Consider the following 20,481-nt stretch of genomic DNA (forward strand, 5'->3'; position numbering starts at 1 on the left):
TTCTAAATACGGGAACTCTTTCCTTCCACCGCTTGCCTGGCTTGGAATCTCCATGCGGCAATGCTTAGCAGGAACAAGAAGGCAGCAAAAGTGGCAAGTAATCCGGCTGTTTGTGCCACTTCTAAATGGTCCATAGACCAGCCCGTAAACAGAGGTAGCAAAGCACCACCAACGCCTCCGGAAGCAATCATAATGCTGGGTGTTGACTCTTCGGTGCAAGGCAGCATTTTGCTGGAGAAAACCAATGCAATGGAGAAAATACCGGACATAAACAGCCCCAGCAGCAGAATTACAATGAAAGCAGTCATTCGATTGTCAGTGAACGGAAAGAGTGTCAGCAGTAACAAGGTTAGTAAACAGCTGCTGAGAATGTACACGCGATAAGATATTTTTTCGGCAATTACACCCGCAAACAATCTTCCTGTAGACATCGCTAGCCAAAAGAAAGTGACTGTCAGTGCTGCCGTAGACTCTGTCATCCCTAGCTTGGCAATAAAGATAGCCGGCATAAAGTTGACTAAACTCATCTCTGTGCCTACATAAAGAAAAAAGAAAACGATGAAGATCCCTAACAGAATCCATTGCTTACCTTTATACGGAAATTTTTTGTTAGAACGTGAGCTTGAGGAATGCGAATTGTCTGCTCCTTGGACAGAGGCACGTTCATCCAGCATGCGTTGTAGATTACCGAAGTGTCCTCTTGCCCAGAGGATAAGAGAAATCAAAGAGAAGGCAGCGACGATTAGAAAGGCCAATCTCCACGCTCCGGCAGCAATGAGCGGACTGGCGATAAGCGGCATCACGAGTGCGCCTATCCCGAATAGAACTTCGAGCCGGCTCATCGCAATAGCCGTTCCTTCGGTTACAGCACCAATAATGATGGTGCCGATAACCGCTTCGATCATCCCGAAACCAAAACCTGCGGCAACAGCGATAAAATACATCCAGCCCCAAGGCGGTAGAAAGGCATAGGCAACTTCTGCAACTATTAGAAGACTGGTGGCAATGAGGATGCCTCCACGTTTACCGAAGCGGCGATTAAGTAGGGGAGAGACCAACACGCCTGCTAAAAAACCAGCGAATTGACTAAAGATTAATTCACCGCCAGCACTGTAATTTTGATCATAATGTTGCAGTAGAACGGGCAGAATAGATCCCAGCACAACATGTGCCAGACCGATAACGAAGTAGGAGAGACAGCCGATCCAAATCAGTTTTTTCACGAAGTAAGCTCCTTATCTTGATGTAGTTTATGGAGTAAGGTCGGATTCAATGTGAACCTGAAGGGTACATTATAATAAGCACCATTGTTATGATAAATCCAAACGGTGAGCTTGGATATATAAACTTTTGTTTACATGCTTGAAGGGAGAGATTTACGTAATGGATAACAAACAACTGGAACAACTCATTATTAAAGCATTGGATGACAACAAGTTCGGTTCCTTTGGTACGATCGAAGAAGGAAATAAGCCGAAAGTACGTTATATGGCCATTTTCCATGAGGGTTTGAAGATTTATTTGGCTACAAATCGCAAAACTCATAAAGTGGAGGAGTTATCCGATAATCCGAATGCTTTTGTACTGCTTGGCTATGAGGCCGGCGGAAGCAAAGATGTGCTGGAGATTGAAGCGACCGCTACCGTCTCTAAGGATGAAGGCTTGCGCTCCAAGGTATGGAATAAAGAGCTGGAGCCATGGTTTACTGGACCTGATGATCCTAATTATGTGATTTTGGAGCTTACTCCAACACGTATTGAGTATGTAGGTAGCAATAAAGAGCATGGAGTATGGCAGCCATAAGCTATAGCCTTGAATTGATCAAACAGCCCTCCTATCCCCTATGGGGTAGGAGGGCTGTTTGATGTGTTATAATGACTTCAACTTTTTAGGTATTCATATCGGGGAGGAGCTAAAGCTACATGAGCGTTACTCTGTTATATATTGAAGATGATCGTGAGATTGGCAGCGTAGTGTCTGCTGATTTAAGCGAAAGAGGATATAGTGTCCGCTGGCTACGGAGCGGCGAAGGTGCGATGGAAGAAGCCGGCGCCTGCCAACTGGCTATTCTCGATGTTATGCTTCCTGGTCTGGATGGGTTTACGATCGGGCAACGATTGAAACGTTCCTACCCTAAGCTGCCCATTTTAATGCTCTCCGCCCGAACCTCGATTGATGATAAGCTGCAAGGTTTGGAATTCGCGGATGATTATTTGACCAAGCCTTTTCATCCGGATGAATTGGCCGCTCGAATCGAGGTGCTGCTCCGAAGGAATGGGGCATCTGTTCAGGATTCGCTCACACTTAAACATCTAGTCGTATATGAAGGGGATAACCGCGTGATGAATGCTCAGACTCAGGAAGAAATCATGCTTACAGGCAAGCAATTTCAGATTTTTTCCTATTTGCTGCGTCATCTTAACCAAATTATGACGAAGGAGCAGATCTACGAGGCCGTGTGGGGTGAGGCTTATATCGAAGGGGATAAAACTCTGATGGTACATATTCGTTATTTGCGCGAAAAGCTGGAGCTTGATCCGGGTAATCCGGAAATTATCGAAACTGTCCGTGGGATCGGATACCGGGTAAGAGCATGAGAGGATTGGAGCGCATTCGCAAGAAACGCAATTCCTCTTTGTTATCAGGGTATTTGCTAATTATCGTTTCTGCACTGCTATTTATCCCTGTGGTCCTTCCGCTGTCTTTTGTTGGCTACAATATTGTTAACGAAGTGACTAAAGGTGCCCCGCCTGTAGATACATCCCTGTATTCGAATATTGCACCGCTGGAGACTATGTGGCATAAGGAGGCACTTCACTTAGAAAATGCTTCTTCGGAAGCCATAAATCAGCGGCTGCATGAACTGAGTCGAAAATACACTGAGACTACTATGTTTTGGGTAGACGGGCAGGGAAAAACCCAGCTGATTCTCACACCTGATGAAGGGGATACGGATAAGATTTACCATGAAGTTCCTGATCAGTGGACTGCGGCTGAGGCTATTTCATTTATGAAAGAAAGTACGAATCGTGATCCTTTAGCGATCGTTGCTTTCGTGGGGGACAAGGTGGAGGCAGGCAAGGGATTTATAGTGATGCAAATTCCAAGTGAGCTGCTGAACAAAGGGGCTTATGGGGGATTAGGGGCTTGGGCTTGGTATAACTTTGTGTTATTTACCCTTTTTGGAGGGTTCGCTCTGGTTTCGTGGATGTTCTTTAGAAAAATTCGCAAACGGCTATTGCAACTGCAAACCGCGATGACGATTACAGGCCCGGATAGAATGCCTAAGTCTATAGTGACAGGCAAACTGGACGAGATCGGTCGCCTGGAGGAAGCTTTTAATACGATGGTAACCAAACTGGATGAAAGCCGACGCAGGGAAATAGAAGAGGAAGAGTTGCGTAAGCGTCTAGTCTCGAATCTATCTCACGATTTACGTACACCTCTAACCGTCATTCGCAGCCATATCCATGTTATGACCAAAGAGGATCTGACCTCAAAAGGTAAGCAGTCCTTACAGCTTATGGATGAGCGTATTGCGGATCTTAGCGTCCTGATCGAGAATCTTTTATCTTACAATCTGCTCAATAGTGGACGGGTAACCTTAAAGCTGGAACGTAAAGATGTTTTACGCTTGTTGCGGGAAAGTGCGGCTGCTTGGTACCCCGTATGGGAAAAAGAGGGCTTCGACATTGATATTAACCTGGAAGCCGAACCGCTATTCTGGAGGGTGGATGAGGTCTGGTTCCGCCGTATTCTCGATAATTTGTATCAAAACATTGTACGACATGCCAGCAGCGGGCATTATGTCGGGATCTCAACGGAGCAACGTAATGAACAACGTGCCATAATTATTGCGGATCATGGTCGAGGCATTCAGAGTCCATCCGATTACAAGGGGGCAGGTTTGGGATTGTCTATCGTCGATCTTTTGATGAAGCATATGGAGCTGGAATGGGTTATGGAGAGCACAGGCGAAGGCACTTCTATTGTAATCTTTGATCCGCGTCGTGAAATTTAAACAAAACTTAAACTTGGCACTTCCTTGTTCTTAACCTTGGGACGTTATGCTGTATACCGAGGTGAAGAACATGGAAGAAACAGTGATTAAAACTAAGGATTTATTGAAAAAATATCGTGGCCGGGCTGCGGTAGAAAATTTGAATTTAAATATCCGCAAGGGTGAGATTTATGGTTTTCTGGGTCCCAACGGAGCTGGGAAAACTACAACAATCCGTATGCTGCTTGGCCTAATTACACCGACATCTGGAAAAATTGAAGTGTTCGGCCAGGATCTTCGGAAGAATAAGCTGCAAATTTTACGGAAGGTAGGGTCGCTTGTTGAATCCCCCTCGTATTATGGGCATCTGAGCGCTGTGGACAATCTCGAAGCGATCCGCCGCATTCTGGATGTTCCGAAGTCACGAATCGCTGAGGTGCTAGATATTGTTTCTTTAACCGGGGAAGAGAGACGTCCGGTCAAAGGATTCTCCCTCGGGATGAAGCAGAGACTTGGTATCGCAGCTGCCTTGCTAGGGAATCCAGAGCTGCTTATTCTGGACGAGCCAACGAACGGACTCGACCCGTCAGGGATTCAGGAAATTCGTGGGCTTATCAAACGTTTGCCACAGGAGCAAGGAATTACGGTTGTAGTATCCAGTCACCTGCTTAGTGAAATTGAACAAATGGCAGATACCGTGGGTATTATTCGCCAAGGGCAAATGGTGTACCAAGATACAATAGCTAATCTGCAACAACAGGCTGCTGGCGAGATACGCCTTGCGGTTTCGGAACCAGAGTCTGCGTTACGTCTCGCTGGAGGTCGGGGGTATGAAGGGACACTACATGAGCAAAAACTGATTTTTTCAAGAATGAACGATGCAAGAGTAGCGCTGCTAGTCAAAGCTTTGGTAGAGAATGGGCACGCTGTCTATCGTGTAGAGGAGCGGAGACAATCGCTTGAGGACTTCTTCCTACAGGTTGTGGGAGGCGGGGAATCATGATGTGGCGGGCGTTGTCAGCGGATTGGCTTAAAATCCGCGGCAAAGGAATTTGGTTTCTAGTGTTTCTAGGACCGATTGGTCTAGTAGCCATGCAGGGCCTTAACTTTGGCCTTCGTTATGATTATCTGCGTCAGCAGTATAGCGCGGATTTATGGGGAGGACTACTGGATAATGTGTCCGGGTTTGTGCCCACAGCTCTTTTTCTGGGAGGCACTTTAGTATGCTCGCTGATTGCAAATGTCGAACATCAGATGAGCTCGTGGAAGCAGCTCTTGGCACTGCCTATCTCCCGTACTTCAGTGTTTATGGCTAAGCTAACGCTCTGTCTGCTGCTTGTGGCAGTTTCCTGTTTGTTGCTCTCAGTGGGGATAGTTGTTTTAGGGCTTATTTTGGGCTTCAAAGCTGATCTTATTCCTTATGTGGATGTACTCAGAATTGGCTTTATGTCCTACATTGCGGCTCTGCCGGTCATCGCGCTACAGCTTTGGCTTTCCCTGGCTAATCGTAATCAGACACTGCCGGTTGCCCTGGGGATCACATTATCTTTGACGTCATTTTTCTCCATGTTCCTTTCGGAGTGGGTGCCTTTAACATGGCCATATTTGGCGTGGGACTCCTCTAATCGCCTCTTGTTCAGCGGTGCGGGTCTGCTGCTGGGAATGCTGTTGTTTTTGCCGGGTGCAGTGCATTTCGCTCGAAAGGATGTGGATTAAGATGAAGTCATTTTGGAGAGTATTATCCTCAGAGCGATTAAAAATGTCTAAATCATATGTTTGGCTTTTAGTCATAGGAAGTCCGGTTTTATCACTGGTTCCCGGATTGTTATCGGATAATCAAGGCGAGAAGATGACTTGGGAGCTGCTGTTAAGTGTGATGTCAATGATGCATGCTTTGCTGTTTCTGCCTGTGCTTTCAGGCATTTTTGCGGCCCTGATCTGTCGTTATGAGCATCATGACGGTGGCTGGAAGCTATTGTTGTCTCTGCCTGTAACCCGGTTGTCGGTGTATCTCTCAAAATATGTGATGATCATCGGATTGCTGGCTGCTGTGCAAATAACGTTCCTCGTTATGGTGCTGGGAATGGGTTTGTTCCGTGGGGCTCCAGATCCAATCTCTTGGGCGCTGCTGCTAAAATCAGTATTTGGCGGCTTTGTAGCCTGCCTACCACTCGCCGCATTGCAGCTGGCGATCTCGCAAAGCTGGAGCAGCTTCGGCGCACCGCTGGCGCTGAATGTGAGTCTGACCATTCCCAATATACTGATCGCTAATTCTTCAACCTACGGCCCCTATTATCCTTGGGTACAGCCGATGTTAGCCATGAGTCCTTATGGTGATGACGGATTTGGTGCCTTTAATCTGCCTTTAGAGACACTGATGATGATAGTGGGAGGGAGCTTGATTGTCTTTTTTGCCGCAGGACTAATCTCCTTTTATCGTAAAGCAGTCTGATTCACAATCAGAGGCTATAAACTCCTCCTCAATGGACATCCCGTGCTGTTTTTCTTATAATTAAAGAATATAATTAGCTAAGATGGAGGAGGGCGAGAGCATGGAGCCAACGGCATTAGAAGATTGCGACAATACATGCAAGGGTTCAGAGCTTGAACCGGAATCCATTGCATTGATCCTGCCAGACCGTGGGATTACTGATAAAATGGCAGAAATGTTCAAAGCGTTGGGTGATCCAACACGAGTGCGGCTCATTTACGCTTTGTCTCAGCAAGAATTATGTGTACATGATTTGTCCGTGATCCTTGATATGGGCCAATCTGCGATATCCCATCAGCTCCGTTATTTACGGAATCTACGGATCGTGAAACGCCGTAAAGAGGGGAAAACGGTATTCTATTCGCTGAACGATGCGCATGTGGAGCAGATCTTTTTGCAGACCCACGAGCATGTCCGACACGAATAGCTAGTTGCAAAAAGGGGGACTCCCAGCAGCCATTGGATGGCTTTTGGGAGTCCCTCTTTTTATTATGCTGACGAGTCCTGATCATCCGCTACGGCTTACGGACCCAGCTGACGTTATTTGCACAATTATCGCTTTTTGAGCTGAGTTGCGGACCTCAGTGCAGTTATTCTTTAGAAAGAGGTCTTGTTTTGCTCTTTTTCATGCCAATAGCGCCTCTGGTGAAGCTAGAATAAAAAGTGGACAGTAGTTAACAGACTGGCGATAATGAGTCCACGGAGGTGTGTTCACATGGGAGAACATCGACAACGGTATAACGAAGAATTTAAAAAACAGACAGTGCAGTTCATTCAAGAGCAAACAAAGACAGTGGGCGACTTGGCGGAAGAGCTCAACATCCCAAAAAGTACCCTGCATCAATGGATGAGCCAGTATCGAGAACTAAAGAATGAACCGGCAGCTAGCGTGGATCGAGTACGGGAACTCGAGGCACAGTTGAAAGAAATGAGCCGTCAACTTCAAGAAAAAGATAACAAGATTGCCGATGTGGAAGAGGAATTAGCGATCGTAAAAAAAGCAGTGCACATCTTCAGCAAACCAAGGAACTGAGATTCCAGTTTATTGAAAAACATCGCTCCGAGTTTCTCTTGGAGAAGATGTGCATGACCCTACATGTGTCACGGAGCGGGTACTACAAGTGGCGGACAGAAAAAAACAGTACGCATATGCTTCGTAAGGCTGCGATAATGAAGCGAATTCAGTATCATTTTGCAGACCATCAAAAGCGGTATGGGAGTCCGAAGATCACCCGCCTGTTGCATCAAGAAGGTTATACCGTTACCGAACGCACGGTGAGTGTGTACATGCGACATATGAAGCTTCGCTCCATTGTCTCCAAAACGTATCGCGTACAGACCACCGACTCCAATCATGACCATCCGATTGCCCCAAATACGCTGAACCAGCAATTTAAAATACTCAAACCCAATTCAGTATGGGTTACCGACATTACATACATTCCTTGCCGGGGAGGGCGCTTGTACCTGGCTAGTGTGATGGACCTTTGCACGCGCGAAATCGTGGGGTGGCGCTTGGAGAACCATATGGAAACTAGCTTAATTTCGGGCGCCTTACAAGATGCTTACGAAGCTAAACAACCGGAAAAGGGTCTATTACATCACTCCGATAGAGGTTCTCAATATACTTCTCATGAATACACGAAGCAGTTGAAAGCGTATGGCATGGAGTCCAGCATGAGCCGCAGAGGTAACTGTTATGATAACGCCTGTATCGAGTCGTGGCACAGCATTTTGAAAAAGGAGCTCATTTATTGTAATCCACGATTCAAAACTAAGGAGCAAGCCTACCAGACACTTTTTCAATATATTGAGTTTTATTATAACCGCAAGCGAATGCATGGCGCGCTGGGGTATCTTTCTCCAGTTCGTTTTGCTGAGCAATTGACTAGAATGTCTGTTGCGTAACTGTCCACTTTCTTGACAGAGGTCCATGGGGTCCGATAATATGCTAAATCGGGGATAATACTGCTTTTAGGGTCAACTGGGTCCGTTAGCTGTGTGGGTTGCGACAAATATTGCTCTAATGAAACCAAGTTGAATCCACTGAAGCCTTGTATTTTGAAGCAAGGGTTAGCTTATTAACTGGCTTGATTTAGGTTCTTCGTTAGGTTTGGTTTTCTAAAGGACAACACTAGCCAGACACATTGCACTGCGAGCACTAGCAGGATAAATAGATCGATTCCCATGTATTCACTCGTATTATCATTGCCCACAAACTGAATTAAATTATGTATAAAATGAAAGGATATCAGCGGAAGAATATTATTATTTTTTAGCATCAGCAAGGCTAGCGCAAAACCGATCAGAAGCGCATATACGAGTTGTAGAAGAATTTGTGTGATATCTGTGCCGGATAATGCATTAAGTAAGTGGGTAATAGAGAAGAGAATGCTTGAAGTGATCACTGCTGTTTTAGCCCCTTTAGGAAGCAAGGTCTTAAAAATCAAACCGCGATAGATGCTTTCCTCCACAAAAGCGACCAGCAGGGTGAAAAAAATAAAGAACAGTACCTCGGATGCGCTGATCTCACGAACACCCTTAAAGGATATGGTAATCAGGACCACTACTAGTGGGGCATAATAGATCCAGTTGCCCGAGGATATGGTGTTTAGAGGTCGGAAGCCGAGCGTGCTCCATTTGCGCTTAACTGTAAAGTAGATGATGAGTACAAGCGCGATTGGGATGAAGGAGATAAGTACAGGGGCGTTGTACGCAAGTTCCTTAATGGTTGCGTAAGCCCCGGCGGCAGTTACGGCTACAAGTAATAACACCTCGATAATAACTACGCTCCAAATGGGGTGTTTCTGTGAAAAAGAAGACGTTTTGGCTAGCTTTGACATGTTCTAAATTCATCCCTTCTGTGTAAATCATTTGCCCATCGAGCTTCATTGATAATGGGGTCATTCGTATGTAAGAAACTTACTTTCGGTCATACATGATTTTACATATTTTCACGTAAAGGTCAATTGATTTAATTTTTAAGATAATGTAGAAAAATGGTGTATATCGCGTATTGACCTTGAAATATAAAGGGAATATAATAGGGCTAAGATAACATATGAACAAGTGCTCATATATGGTTTTTATTTGAGGAGATGTGCCGTATGGATACAATGCAAGGAAAATTAAAACGTCAGTGGGAATTAGAAGGTTTGGATTGCGCCAATTGCGCGATGAAAATTGAAGATAAGGTGAAAAAGATTGAAGGTGTATCGTCTTGTTCCGTTAACTTTGTAACAAAAACAATGACGTTGGAAACCGCCGCAGGGTATGAGGAATCAGCGATTGTAGAAGCGAAGAAAATGGTGAAGGCACTCGAGCCCCACGTAAATGTGAAAGAGAAGGTTGGGGGAAATCACAAGGCGCGCAATAGCGGTGCTCATGAACATACGCATGCTCACGAGCATGGACACGAGCATGTTCACGATCATCAAGCTGCTGGACATCATCATGGTCATGAGGATGCTGAAGGTCATGGTCATACTCACGAGCATGGAGAAGGTGATACACGCAAAATATTGCTGCGGTTAGGCGCTGGTGGAATTCTTGCTCTAGCTGGGATATTCCTGCCCGTGGATGGAGTGGTTGAATTGCTGATCTTTTTGGCAGCCTATCTTATCGTGGGTGGTGAAGTTGTCTGGCAGGCGGTTAAGAACATCATCCGTGGCCAGGTGTTTGATGAGAATTTCCTGATGGCTCTGGCAACTATCGGTGCATTTGCGATTGGTGAGTATCCAGAGGGCGTGGCAGTAATGCTGTTTTACCAGATTGGAGAATTGTTCCAAGGCCTGGCTGTGAATCGTTCACGCCGATCTATTACGGCACTTATGGATATTCGCCCCGAGTTTGCCTATCTCAAGCTTGGAAATGATCTGAAGAAGGTCTCACCTGAGGAAGTAGCCATCGGAGATTTGATTGTTGTTAAACCCGGTGAGAAAGTACCCCTTGACGGAACTATATTTGAAGGTAACGCCATGATGGACACATCTGCACTTACTGGAGAGTCGGTGCCACGATCAGCTGGTCCAGGAAGTGCGGTGTTAAGTGGTTTTATTAACCGGAACGGCGTAATTACTGTGCAAGTTACTCAGACCTTTGGAGAATCGGCCGTATCCAAAATACTGGAGCTAGTGCAGAATGCATCAAGCAACAAAGCTAAAACCGAGAACTTTATTACTAAATTTGCACGTGCCTACACGCCTGTAGTAGTGATCACAGCAGTCCTGCTGGCCGTCGTTCCTCCACTGCTGATCAGTGGTGCGACTTTTTCGGATTGGATTTACCGAGCACTTGTATTCCTCGTAATCTCTTGTCCTTGTGCGCTTGTGGTCTCGATTCCACTGGGATTCTTCGGAGGGATTGGTGCAGCTTCACGCAGCGGTATTCTGATTAAGGGAAGCAACTACCTGGAAGCCCTAAATGATGTGAAGGTAGTTGTCTTTGATAAAACGGGAACGTTGACCAAGGGACAGTTTAAGGTGACGGGGATTTATCCGTCGGGTGGCAAATCTAAGGATGAATTACTGCGGACAGCCGCTTATGCGGAGAGCCATTCCAATCACCCGATCGCTGAGTCGATTCGGACGGCTTATGGTGAACAGATTTCTAAGGAAGCTATCACGAATTACAATGAAATCTCTGGTCATGGTATCGAAGTAACTATCGAAGGCAAGACCGTATTTGCAGGTAACGCACGTCTGATGGAGCGTGAGGGAATTGCTTATGAGGTCCCAGAGCAGAGCGGTACCGTTGTTCACATTGCGGTAGATCATCAATACGAGGGTTATCTGGTGATCGCCGATGAAGTGAAGGAGGACTCACTGCAGGCCATTCAGCGCCTCAAAAAGCTTGGTATACGCAAGACGGTGATGCTGACAGGTGATGCTTCCGCCGTAGCTGAAGATGTAGGGAAGCAGTTAGGGGTAGATGAGGTACACGCAGAGCTTTTACCACAGCATAAGGTAGAGGCCATCGAGAAGCTGGATCGTGAAAAGTCTCCACGCGAGAAGATTATTTTTGTCGGAGACGGAATTAATGATACTCCTGTACTGGCTAGAGCCGATGTCGGGATCGCTATGGGGGGACTCGGTTCCGACGCTGCCATTGAAGCAGCGGATATTGTAATTATGACCGATGAACCTTCGAAGATTGCTGTAGCTATCGGAATTGCCAAGCGTACTCGGACCATCGTATGGCAAAATATTATTTTTGCTTTAGGTGTAAAAGCTATATTCCTTCTGCTCGGTGCATTCGGGATTGCCACGATGTGGGAGGCTGTATTCTCAGATGTAGGGGTAACCGTACTAGCCGTACTGAACAGTATTCGAGCTTTAAAAGTGCAAGACGAGGGTTAAGTATCTTTGGTGTTTAAATAAATGATTTCAACAAAAGTAAGCTTTAGGATTCCAGTTTTAGGGGTCTTAGGGCTTATTTTTTTTATTTGCCAGCAAAGAATTTGTCTTTTTTTGCCGATATAGAAGATATATCCACATCAGGAGACATTATAACAAATGGAGTCAGGAGGCTATTTCATCGTGAATGAAAATGAAATGAAAGGAAACAAGATGAAAAAAATGAGAAAAAATGTAACGAAGAGAAAAGCGACGTCAATTCAACTTAAGTGGTCATCTGTTATATTAGCTATTGCAATCGTGCCGCTCATGGTAGCGACCATATTTTTACTTGATTATTTCGGCAATGTCACACGCACAGACAGTGAGCAAATGGCGCAGGACACCATTAATACGAACACATTCCGGATGGATGAGTGGCTATCCAACAAAACCTCGTCCGTAAAGGATCTGGTGTCCCAGCATCCTGAGTTCGATTTTACGAATCCAGCGAGTATCTTCCCTGTGATAGAAGTGCTGGAGGAAAGTGACAGTGAGACAGAAGGTTACAGTGTCATCAGTAAAGACGGCCAGTTAACTAATATGATGAACATGACCGCAAGTGTAGCAGATGCGAGCTATTTCTTGAAAGCGAAAGAAACACATGCGCCTGTGTTGGGGGAAATGTCCTATCTGGAGCAGCTTGATAAATATATCATTCCGATCGTAGTTCCTGTCATGGATAAGGATAAGCAATTTATGGGAGGTATTGTCTTCTCGATTACTCCTGAAGTTCTTGCCGAAATGAGTAATGAAATTACTATGGCGGATACCGGATTTGGATACGTGATCTCAAATGATGGCATGTATTATACTTATCCAGACGTCAGTCGTATGGGCAAAAAAATTACCGATTACGCTAAAGAACCGGCTCTTCAGAAGGTCGTTGACAAGATTTTGAGCAACAAAGAGGGGTCCGAAACTTATAAGGGCGAAGATGGTAAGAAAGTCATTACATACTTTAAGACCATTCCAGATACTGACCTGAAGCTTCTTGTAACAGTACCGGAGAAAGAGGTTTTTGCCAAAGTGACCTCTGCACAAAGAACAGCAATGTTCATCTTATTGGCAGTTATACTCGTCATAATTTTTGTTTCTCTCTACCTTACTCGCCTTATCGTTAGACCCATTAAAGCTATTTCCTCCACTATGAAAAAGGTGGCAGAGGGTCATCTGAATGAGAGGGTTAAAGTGCAATCCGGAGATGAAATCGGCGAGATGAGTCAAAATATCAATGATATGATTGAGACACTCTCCGGTATTGTCAACAAGATTGATACAACGGTAGTGGAGGTTTCTTATTCCTCAGAAGGAATGCTGAAATCGGCTCAACGGTCGTCTTATACTTCAGCAGAGGTAGCAACAGTTATCCAAGAAGTGGCTCAAGGAATGGAAGAGCAATTCAGAGGCTCGGAGCAATCGGCAAGAGCAACGGAAGAGATGGCCGTAGGTTTACAACGTATTGCTGAGTCCTCTGCAGCGGTATCAGATCAGGCTGAGACGGTCAACTCAGAAGTAGAGAGTGGCTATTTGGAAATCCAATCTACACTGCAACAGATGGCTGTTATCAGTTCCACAGCTAATCAGACAGCCGAGATGATTGGTAAATTAAGTGAGCAATCGGAACAGATCGGACAAATTGTGGATGTAATTTCTGAGATATCCAATCAGACAAGCTTATTATCTTTAAATGCTTCTATTGAGGCTGCCAGAGCTGGGGAACATGGCCGTGGCTTCGGTGTAGTTGCGAATGAGGTGAAGAAGTTAGCGGAGCGGACGAACAGTTCCATCATTAGTATAGTGGAGCTGATCGGCGGCATTCAGTCTTCGACAACAAGTGCAGCGGATTCCATGAAGAAGAGTATTGAGGAAATTGGCGATGGAATGGGAAAAATGCAAAACGTCGGTGTTTCCTTTGATCATATCCGTTCTTCGATCCGTGAAGTATCGTCGCAAATACAGGATGTGTCAGCAATTAATGAAGAGATGTCAGCTGGCACAGAAGAAATAACGGCTTCTATATCCGATATGCTCGGAATAGCTAAAGAATCTGCTGAGAATGCTCAGGCGGTCTCATTAGCTTCAGCGGAGCAGACGGAGATTATGAAGGATGTCGTGTCCTCGGCGGAATCACTTAATGAAGTGATGTCTGTGCTGAAAGAAGAAATCGAGAAGTTTAAAAAGTAGGAGATAAACTGAGATTCATCTCCTTATAATACAAAAAATCGCTCTTTGGGAGCTGGTGGGCTTATTTCACCAATTCCCAAAGTAGCGATTTTTTTTGTTCTTTATGAGATTAAATGCTTTCTTCCAGCTGTAGACTCTCGATGCCTGCACGTACAATATTGCAGGAGTTGTTCAATTTCTGGGTTTCCTCTGTATTTAAATTAAGCTCCAGCAGCTCTTGAATCCCAGTGTTGCCTATAATGGCGGGCACACCCGTGCATACACCACTATGTCCGTATTCTCCATCCAGAATGGCGGATACGGCGATAATTTTGTGCTCATCATTCAGGATCGAACGGGTAATGTAGGCAAGTGCGCTGCCAATCCCGAAATGTGTGGAGCCTTTACGGGTGAAAATTTCCCAGCCGGCATCTTTTGTCTTGCGGGAGATATCCTCCAGATCCAGATGCGGGAACCGCTCGCGATGCTGATCCAAAATTTGTAGAATAGGCTTGCCGCCAATTGTCACATGGGACCAAGCTACAAATTGAGATTCGCCATGTTCACCTAACGCGTAGCCATTAACACTACGCGGGTCAATGGAGAACACATCGGAGAGCAGTGTTTTTAGGCGCGACGAGTCAATGGAGGTTCCGGTACCGATAATTCTGTGGCGAGGCAGACCTGATATTTTCCAGACCATATAAGTGACAATATCGACCGGATTAGCGGCGACTACGAATATTCCATCAAATCCCCCAGCCATGATGTTGGTAATGATTTCTCTAGTAATAACAGCAGAGGCTTCCAATACGTCAAGTCGGGTCTGCCCGGCTGTTGGATTAGCACCAGCGGTTAAGATAACTACATCCATCTTTGCACAATCGCTATAGGTTCCGGCATATACCTTTGTGCGTGTGCTTGTGAAATCCATACAGTGCGAGAGATCAAGTGCTTGTGCCATAGCCCGATCATAGGTGCGGTCGATCATCATTATCTCGTCACAAATGGCCTGATTAACCATGGAGTAAGCACAGCTTGAACCCACCATTCCTGCCCCGACGATGGCTACTTTTCTCGATTTACTTTTCAATTGCCTTGTCCTCACTCTCTAAAAGTTATACGCAGTATAGGTTTCCAAATGATATTTATTTCAGCATTAAGGTCTTTTGGAAGCTTATCGTTAGGTATGCTTATAGTTTAACGTATCCCTTCGCAGGTTACCTGACATCGGACTTACAAAGAGTATATTTTTTCTTTTTAATGCTGAATAGGTGACATAATGAGTTAGATATTTTAGGTGATCTATCCCTATAGTGTATGTAAAGTACTAAAAGAGGATGTAATAAGAGGATGGCTAATTGATGTCAGAAAAGGGTGAAAAGTAGAAAAAAGCAGAGGATATAACATAAGCTTGAGTTACAAGAGGTAAGAAGTCATCTCAAGGATATCGGGTAAGCACCCTGAGATGGCTTCTTAGGATCATTGTTGACAATCATGGCTGGGGCAGCAGACTCCCCGAGGAAGTCATAGCCTTATAACGCTTGAACATAAAAAATCTCCAATGAACAATCATGCCGAAGGCTAAAATAAAGAACAAACCACCGGACTGTGGGATAGACACATAACGGTTAATAAATTCATGGAGTAAAGTGCGGACTAGAAGAAGTCCGAGCAGGATAAACGCAAAGCTCTTGGAGCGTTGAGCATAAATTTGTCCATCACGTTGTTCAAAATGGGTGCTGCGTATAAGAGGATACGCGAAGATGAACCAGCCAATCAGAAAGGCGACTGCCGCCCACCATAATGGGAACCTGACCGCAGGTGCCACAAACATGGCAAAACCCGTCGACATACCGAGAGGTGGAATCCATATTTTTCGAATGGTAACCGGACGTGCGCTTGCTTTTAGACGAATGAAAATAACCATCAGCGCCATGAACAAAGCCCCTAATGTAGAGCCAATATGTAGAAGCGAGGGGTTTATGTTACCCATGATACACGACCTCTCTATGATTTCAGTCACTTGTATCTTCATTATAACAGAAAAACGATGGCAAAACATTGAAGTGTATTGGCTCCATACCCGCTACAATTCCAGCTTAGGAATTATTTCTTAAAGGAGCGATACATACAAAAATCCCCGCCAGAGCATACTCTGACGAGGATTTATTGATGTGAATATTATTATCTCAGCCCAGACTTACGAACGGCTGCGTCCACTTGTCGAGCGAAGAATAAGGCTCACGATAAAGATCAGCACAACCGCACCGATCAAAGAAGGGAAGAAGTAGAAATCACTTACTTTAGGTCCCCAGCTTCCCAGAAGCACGCCACCGAGCCATGAACCGATAATACCAGCGATGATATTACCGATAACACCACCAGGAATATCTCTGCCCATAATCAGACCAGCCAACCAACCAATAACCCCACCAACGATTAACATCCATAGAAAACTCATGTTACTTCAACTCCTTCGTTTTGTTGTTTGCGATGTCTACTATTAACCTTTGTGACCATCTTTAAACCACATGGAAAAACTTACTTCTTCCGGAATAGTTAGGGAGTAGGCTCTAAATGCAGTTTCGATAATGTATTACAACTATAAACATGCTATAGTGAAAAAATATTATAAAATTATGAGTAAACCCCTATTAGTAAAGGGTAAGTAAGAAGTAATACAATACATAAAGATAAAGGAGCCACTATTATGGAACGGGCTAATGAGGCATTGTTTTATGTAGGAACGTATAACTCTGAGAATGAGAAGGCGATTCAGTTATGTGCGCTTAGTCTTTTATCGGGGGAAATGAGAATTCTTGAGGGTACCGAGGGAATTGAGAACCCATCGTTTTTAGCTGTGAATAGTGCAGGCAGCGTGTTGTATGCAGTTAGTGAGAAGGATCAAGGTGAGGTTTACGCATATGCAATTGATCCCGCAACTAAAGCGTTGCAATCACTTGGAAGTCGTTCTACGGAAGGCGGCGCTCCTTGTTATGTCTCCATTAGTCCTAAGGAAGATTACATATTCGTCTCCAATTACTCGGGAGGCAATGTTAATGCTTTTCCTGTAAATGAAGATGGTTCGCTTCAAGAAATGTCCGACCAAGTAAAACATGTGGGTTCAGGCATTCGTGAAGACCGTCAGGAGGCTCCGCATCCGCACTCTGTCATTCCGGACGCAAGTGGTAGACATGTGCTGGTGTGCGATTTGGGACTGGATCAAATTGTGATCTATCGCCCTGAAGAGGGCAAACTGGTAAAACATCGTGAGCTTAATCTGCCACCTGGTTCAGGTCCACGTCATCTGGCGGTGCATCCCTCTGGACAATGGATCTACCTGGCGAATGAACTGAATTGTACAGTAACGGCATTTGCTAATGATGAACAGGATGCAAATCTAAATATTTTACAGCATCTTAGCACGCTTCCTGATAATTATACTGCTGGTAGTGACGATACAGCTTCCGATATTCATGTCTCCCCTTGTGGCAGATTCCTGTATGTCTCCAATCGCGGACAAGACAGTATCGCCCTGTTCCATATTGATGAATTAACGGGTCTGCTTGAAGCAGTGGATTGGCAGGTTACCGGCGGGCGTACTCCGCGTAACTTTGCAATTATTGGGGATAAGCTGCTTGCTGCTAATCAGAATAGTGATAATATTACCTCGTTCTCCATCGATAGTGAGAGTGGCAGATTAATCCCTACAGGAAATGAATTGGAAATGAAGTCACCTGTTTGTGTGCAAGCGTTGTAGGCTGAGACTAGGTTATTGTATGTCGTAAAAATAAGGGCTATTCCCGTAATCCATTCATTTTTTCGTGAGTGGAGGTTGGGAATAGCCCTATTTTGCAAATGAAGACCTAAGGATAATAGCAAGTGATTGTTAAAATGTATTTCTGATACCTAAATCGTAAAAACCGATGTCATCAAGCATGATCCGGTCGCCTTCTTCTTCAAGATAGAAGGTGATTTCCGTCAGGTTGTCAGGATCCAGCTCTGGTTCTTCCTCCTGAAATTGTTCGAACGGCATCTCGTAGGTTTGAAATACAGCTTCGGAAAGGTCGCCGTATTTGCCATCGTTTATCCGCTCTTCAAGCCATGGGAATAACGTGAACTGAGTTTGTGGAAGTGGCAGTATATCCATTACTTCATCCAGCTTCAAGCGTGCTGAGGTATCGTTATGGTCAGTTAACTCCACCTCAACCTTTGGAGGTTGTGGAACATCCATTTCTTCATTCATGTCGTCATTCAGATTTGCCATGGAGAACGTAAGGCCATCTGCCCCTAAAAGAGCAGTTTCAGTACGGACACTGTCGTTAAGCTTAATGTTGTAATAAGCTTCTTCGTTTTTGCTGGCTGTGCGTTCAAGGACAACACCATAGGTGGCTTTGCTTTTCGACTCCCGGTCTTTAGCTAACTCTTCTGACCAAGAAATACCCGATGCTGCTGCTGTTCCCAGTTCTACAGTGTTTTTGTTACGGTCATCGTCAAATGTGGCTACAGGACGATATCCCCCGCTTTGGAATCTATTGTAGTAGGCGGTATCTGGTAACCACTTCAGCCCGCTGCGATAATCCCGGAACAAGCTTTGGTATTCCTCTTTTTCATGCAAGGTGGTCTCTAAGAAAGCTGATACATAGACCTTGGCGATTTGCCGTTGTTTGTCTGCATCCATGATTTGTGTCCGATTTAAAAAGAGTCCAGCTGGCAAGGTCTGATCATACCCGCCCCAATCGCTGTTGAATTGACTGTGATTGGCATCCGCAATATACAGCGAGCTTTTGAAAGCAGATGATCCTTGGGAATAGGAAGTGCGTATATACTGCCGATCACCATAGAAATCATGTACATCTCCATCGCGGGCTCCCTGCAAGGTCAAATAATTGATGTCTTTGAGACGGGCTTGCTGGTCATCTATTGTTTTGTCCGTCGGTGCAAGCGCGATTACAGAGGTTATATTAAAGCGATTAACTGCCGCCATCACCGGATCATCCTTAAACCAACGAGTGGCATCCGCGGCCATAGCTACGGCTTGTCCTCCGCGGCTATGGCCGAGCAGGGCGGTTTTTGTGAAATCTATTTTCTGATATAAAGGACTGCCCGGATCATCTGAAAAATCTGCTAGCTGCTCTAAATGTTTCAGTAGGATCCAAGTACGTACTTTAAAATCATTGTCCGGAATGCCGGACCAAGCAGAATAATTCAGGAAATTCTCATCGAGCGAGATCGCGATAAATCCCCGGCTTGCCAATAGTTCGCCGAGATAAGCGTACCCGCCATCAGAGTAATCTTCCATCATATGATTGCCGTGCACCATCAGCACTACTGGATATGGACCTTCACCTTCTGGCATCCATACGCGACCATTCAGGGGAAGTGCCTTATAATCGAAACCCCAGAATAAAGTGCGCAGCTTTGACCAATCCTTAATATAAGCAGAAGCATCGGCCGTAGAGGATATCAAGCTTGTATCCTTGCCGTATTCGGCACGATGAAGATCGGTACCACTGGCATAGGTGAAGGTCTGATAAGCTAGATTGCCTGGTATTCCCGGATCGGAGGCTGTCAGTGGAACGACTTCCGTATCGTTGATATCGACCGACTCTGAAATAGGCAGTTCTTGTACTCCGCTTGCCAGCGCAAGTGGGGAAAAAGTCACCGCCACTGTTAGCAGAAGCCCTAGTGTTATTCTTTTGCTGCGGAGCAGGCCGATGGCTAATCCGCCTAATGCCCCTAGCAGTGCAAGCACGATCGCGATGACAACCGCGGCTTCAATCTCAAAATCTGCGTAATATAAGATTAGTAGAATAGCTCCAAAATCACTCAATACACAGCCTGCAAATAATCTTGGGATACGCAGTCCGGTCAACGCTAGCAGAACAGCTAAGATATTGCCGGAAATCGCCAGCAGGACAGTGCCTGCACCTGCAGCAAGAGCGATATCGGTAGGTTTACCTAATCCAGTAGGAATGCCTAACACGGCACTACTAAAGGCTAAAAAGCATACTATCCAAAGACCGGCTATAGCTGTTCTCCAAACTGCTGTATCGTAACGGTAGGTTCCCCTAATTCTTCGTCCAATTTCTTGAGCCATACGTCTGTGGAGCCGTGGTTTCAACGGCGCAGGGACGTACTCTAACTCCATACCCATGACTCTCTCCCCTGACATAAAGCGGTATTTTCTCTTAACCCATAAGCTGTAGCAATAATATTACTTTATAGCATCAATAACAAGTGGATCTTACAGGAACCGACCCCATAGCTTGTACGGTGTGGTGTGTGGGAGTTTTCTTTGACATAGGCTGGAAAAAAAGGTTTGACACAGTTAAAGGGTTTCAGTATTATATCCATATAAACCAACTAAGTAGATAGGAATAATTGAAGAAAGTTCTTACCGTACGAACGGAGGAACGCCTGCATTA

General features: G+C 45.2%; 18 protein-coding genes. 12 read left to right on the forward strand and 6 right to left on the reverse strand.

All coding sequences use genetic code 11. The features are described 5' to 3' along the window. Positions 1 to 2 precede the first annotated feature (2 nt). A complete protein-coding gene (locus tag NYE72_RS02125; RefSeq protein WP_339211207.1) occupies positions 3 to 1,223 on the reverse strand; it encodes an MFS transporter in 1,221 nt (406 codons plus the stop codon). Positions 1,224 to 1,383: 160 nt separating this feature from the next. On the opposite strand from NYE72_RS02125, the gene NYE72_RS02130 reads away from it, so the two are divergent. The 9 genes from NYE72_RS02130 to NYE72_RS02170 all read left to right on the forward strand — a co-directional run bounded on the left by NYE72_RS02130 (position 1,384) and on the right by NYE72_RS02170 (position 8,399). Next, complete coding sequence (locus NYE72_RS02130) at positions 1,384 to 1,803, forward strand: pyridoxamine 5'-phosphate oxidase family protein (protein WP_036682665.1); 420 nt, start codon at positions 1,384 to 1,386, stop codon at positions 1,801 to 1,803. Positions 1,804 to 1,922: 119 nt separating this feature from the next. Further along, positions 1,923 to 2,597 carry a response regulator transcription factor gene (locus NYE72_RS02135; RefSeq protein ID WP_038568445.1) on the forward strand — a complete coding sequence of 225 codons (675 nt, stop codon included), beginning with the start codon at positions 1,923 to 1,925 and terminating at the stop codon, positions 2,595 to 2,597. Beyond that, the gene (locus NYE72_RS02140) at positions 2,594 to 4,021 is read left to right on the forward strand and encodes a HAMP domain-containing sensor histidine kinase (protein ID WP_036682662.1); all 1,428 of its coding nucleotides are present in this window, start codon (positions 2,594 to 2,596) and stop codon (positions 4,019 to 4,021) included. The genes NYE72_RS02135 and NYE72_RS02140 overlap by 4 nt, the downstream gene beginning before the upstream one ends. Positions 4,022 to 4,091: 70 nt before the next feature. Next, positions 4,092 to 5,003 (forward strand): ABC transporter ATP-binding protein, encoded by a 912-nt coding sequence (locus NYE72_RS02145; protein ID WP_036682661.1) that lies wholly within the window; start codon positions 4,092 to 4,094, stop codon positions 5,001 to 5,003. Then, a complete protein-coding gene (locus tag NYE72_RS02150; protein WP_339211208.1) occupies positions 5,000 to 5,716 on the forward strand; it encodes an ABC transporter permease in 717 nt (238 codons plus the stop codon). Before NYE72_RS02145 ends, NYE72_RS02150 begins: the two co-directional genes overlap by 4 nt. A 1-nt stretch (position 5,717) precedes the next feature. Then, the gene (locus NYE72_RS02155; protein WP_339211210.1) at positions 5,718 to 6,452 is read left to right on the forward strand and encodes an ABC transporter permease; all 735 of its coding nucleotides are present in this window, start codon (positions 5,718 to 5,720) and stop codon (positions 6,450 to 6,452) included. A 100-nt stretch (positions 6,453 to 6,552) separates the two neighbouring features. Beyond that, on the forward strand, positions 6,553 to 6,918 hold the full coding sequence (locus NYE72_RS02160) for a metalloregulator ArsR/SmtB family transcription factor (RefSeq protein ID WP_036682656.1): 366 nt from the start codon (positions 6,553 to 6,555) through the stop codon (positions 6,916 to 6,918). 288 nt (positions 6,919 to 7,206) lie between these two features. Next, a complete protein-coding gene (locus NYE72_RS02165) occupies positions 7,207 to 7,524 on the forward strand; it encodes a transposase (RefSeq protein WP_036683594.1) in 318 nt (105 codons plus the stop codon). A gap of 11 nt (positions 7,525 to 7,535) precedes the next feature. Beyond that, on the forward strand, positions 7,536 to 8,399 hold the full coding sequence (locus tag NYE72_RS02170) for an IS3 family transposase (RefSeq protein ID WP_256717136.1): 864 nt from the start codon (positions 7,536 to 7,538) through the stop codon (positions 8,397 to 8,399). A 173-nt stretch (positions 8,400 to 8,572) separates the two neighbouring features. Here the strand turns inward: NYE72_RS02170 and NYE72_RS02175 are convergent, their stop codons facing one another. Then, entirely contained in the window at positions 8,573 to 9,334 is a 762-nt protein-coding gene (locus tag NYE72_RS02175; protein ID WP_339211212.1) for a CPBP family intramembrane glutamic endopeptidase, read from the reverse strand. Between the two features lie 264 nt (positions 9,335 to 9,598). Here NYE72_RS02175 and NYE72_RS02180 point away from each other — a divergent pair, with 264 nt between their 5' ends. Both NYE72_RS02180 and NYE72_RS02185 read left to right on the forward strand, forming a co-directional pair. Next, positions 9,599 to 11,848 carry a heavy metal translocating P-type ATPase gene (locus tag NYE72_RS02180; protein WP_339211214.1) on the forward strand — a complete coding sequence of 750 codons (2,250 nt, stop codon included), beginning with the start codon at positions 9,599 to 9,601 and terminating at the stop codon, positions 11,846 to 11,848. A 180-nt stretch (positions 11,849 to 12,028) separates the two neighbouring features. Next, positions 12,029 to 14,071, forward strand: coding sequence for a methyl-accepting chemotaxis protein (locus NYE72_RS02185; RefSeq protein WP_244886415.1), 2,043 nt, complete (start codon positions 12,029 to 12,031; stop codon positions 14,069 to 14,071). Positions 14,072 to 14,180: 109 nt separating this feature from the next. On the opposite strand, the gene NYE72_RS02190 is transcribed toward NYE72_RS02185, so the two are convergent. From NYE72_RS02190 to NYE72_RS02200, 3 genes are all read right to left on the reverse strand, one after another. Continuing rightward, positions 14,181 to 15,143, reverse strand: coding sequence for an L-lactate dehydrogenase (locus NYE72_RS02190; protein WP_036682652.1), 963 nt, complete (start codon positions 15,141 to 15,143; stop codon positions 14,181 to 14,183). 402 nt (positions 15,144 to 15,545) lie between these two features. Further along, a complete protein-coding gene (locus NYE72_RS02195) occupies positions 15,546 to 16,046 on the reverse strand; it encodes a cytochrome c biogenesis protein CcdC (RefSeq protein WP_036682651.1) in 501 nt (166 codons plus the stop codon). 207 nt (positions 16,047 to 16,253) lie between these two features. Further along, positions 16,254 to 16,514, reverse strand: a complete 261-nt coding sequence (locus NYE72_RS02200; RefSeq protein ID WP_036682650.1) for a GlsB/YeaQ/YmgE family stress response membrane protein — start codon at positions 16,512 to 16,514, stop codon at positions 16,254 to 16,256. 249 nt (positions 16,515 to 16,763) lie between these two features. On the opposite strand from NYE72_RS02200, the gene NYE72_RS02205 reads away from it, so the two are divergent. Continuing rightward, positions 16,764 to 17,813 (forward strand): lactonase family protein, encoded by a 1,050-nt coding sequence (locus NYE72_RS02205; protein ID WP_038568464.1) that lies wholly within the window; start codon positions 16,764 to 16,766, stop codon positions 17,811 to 17,813. 129 nt (positions 17,814 to 17,942) lie between these two features. Here NYE72_RS02205 and NYE72_RS02210 read toward each other — a convergent pair whose 3' ends face one another. Next, entirely contained in the window at positions 17,943 to 20,210 is a 2,268-nt protein-coding gene (locus NYE72_RS02210) for an alpha/beta hydrolase (RefSeq protein WP_339211217.1), read from the reverse strand. Positions 20,211 to 20,481: the final 271 nt, after the last annotated feature.

The sequence above is a fragment of the Paenibacillus sp. FSL L8-0333 genome (assembly GCF_037965665.1).
Classification (GTDB): Bacteria; Bacillota; Bacilli; order Paenibacillales; family Paenibacillaceae; genus Paenibacillus_AQ; species Paenibacillus_AQ odorifer.

Coding starts and splice junctions, on each gene's coding strand:
- NYE72_RS02130 (WP_036682665.1), top strand. CDS start 1,384: ATGGATAACAAACAACTGGAACAACTCATTATTAAAGCATTGGATGAC.
- NYE72_RS02135 (WP_038568445.1), top strand. CDS start 1,923: ATGAGCGTTACTCTGTTATATATTGAAGATGATCGTGAGATTGGCAGC.
- NYE72_RS02140 (WP_036682662.1), top strand. CDS start 2,594: ATGAGAGGATTGGAGCGCATTCGCAAGAAACGCAATTCCTCTTTGTTA.
- NYE72_RS02145 (WP_036682661.1), top strand. CDS start 4,092: ATGGAAGAAACAGTGATTAAAACTAAGGATTTATTGAAAAAATATCGT.
- NYE72_RS02150 (WP_339211208.1), top strand. CDS start 5,000: ATGATGTGGCGGGCGTTGTCAGCGGATTGGCTTAAAATCCGCGGCAAA.
- NYE72_RS02155 (WP_339211210.1), top strand. CDS start 5,718: ATGAAGTCATTTTGGAGAGTATTATCCTCAGAGCGATTAAAAATGTCT.
- NYE72_RS02160 (WP_036682656.1), top strand. CDS start 6,553: ATGGAGCCAACGGCATTAGAAGATTGCGACAATACATGCAAGGGTTCA.
- NYE72_RS02165 (WP_036683594.1), top strand. CDS start 7,207: ATGGGAGAACATCGACAACGGTATAACGAAGAATTTAAAAAACAGACA.
- NYE72_RS02175 (WP_339211212.1), bottom strand. CDS start 9,334: ATGTCAAAGCTAGCCAAAACGTCTTCTTTTTCACAGAAACACCCCATT.
- NYE72_RS02180 (WP_339211214.1), top strand. CDS start 9,599: ATGGATACAATGCAAGGAAAATTAAAACGTCAGTGGGAATTAGAAGGT.
- NYE72_RS02195 (WP_036682651.1), bottom strand. CDS start 16,046: ATGGGTAACATAAACCCCTCGCTTCTACATATTGGCTCTACATTAGGG.
- NYE72_RS02200 (WP_036682650.1), bottom strand. CDS start 16,514: ATGAGTTTTCTATGGATGTTAATCGTTGGTGGGGTTATTGGTTGGTTG.
- NYE72_RS02205 (WP_038568464.1), top strand. CDS start 16,764: ATGGAACGGGCTAATGAGGCATTGTTTTATGTAGGAACGTATAACTCT.
- NYE72_RS02210 (WP_339211217.1), bottom strand. CDS start 20,210: ATGGGTATGGAGTTAGAGTACGTCCCTGCGCCGTTGAAACCACGGCTC.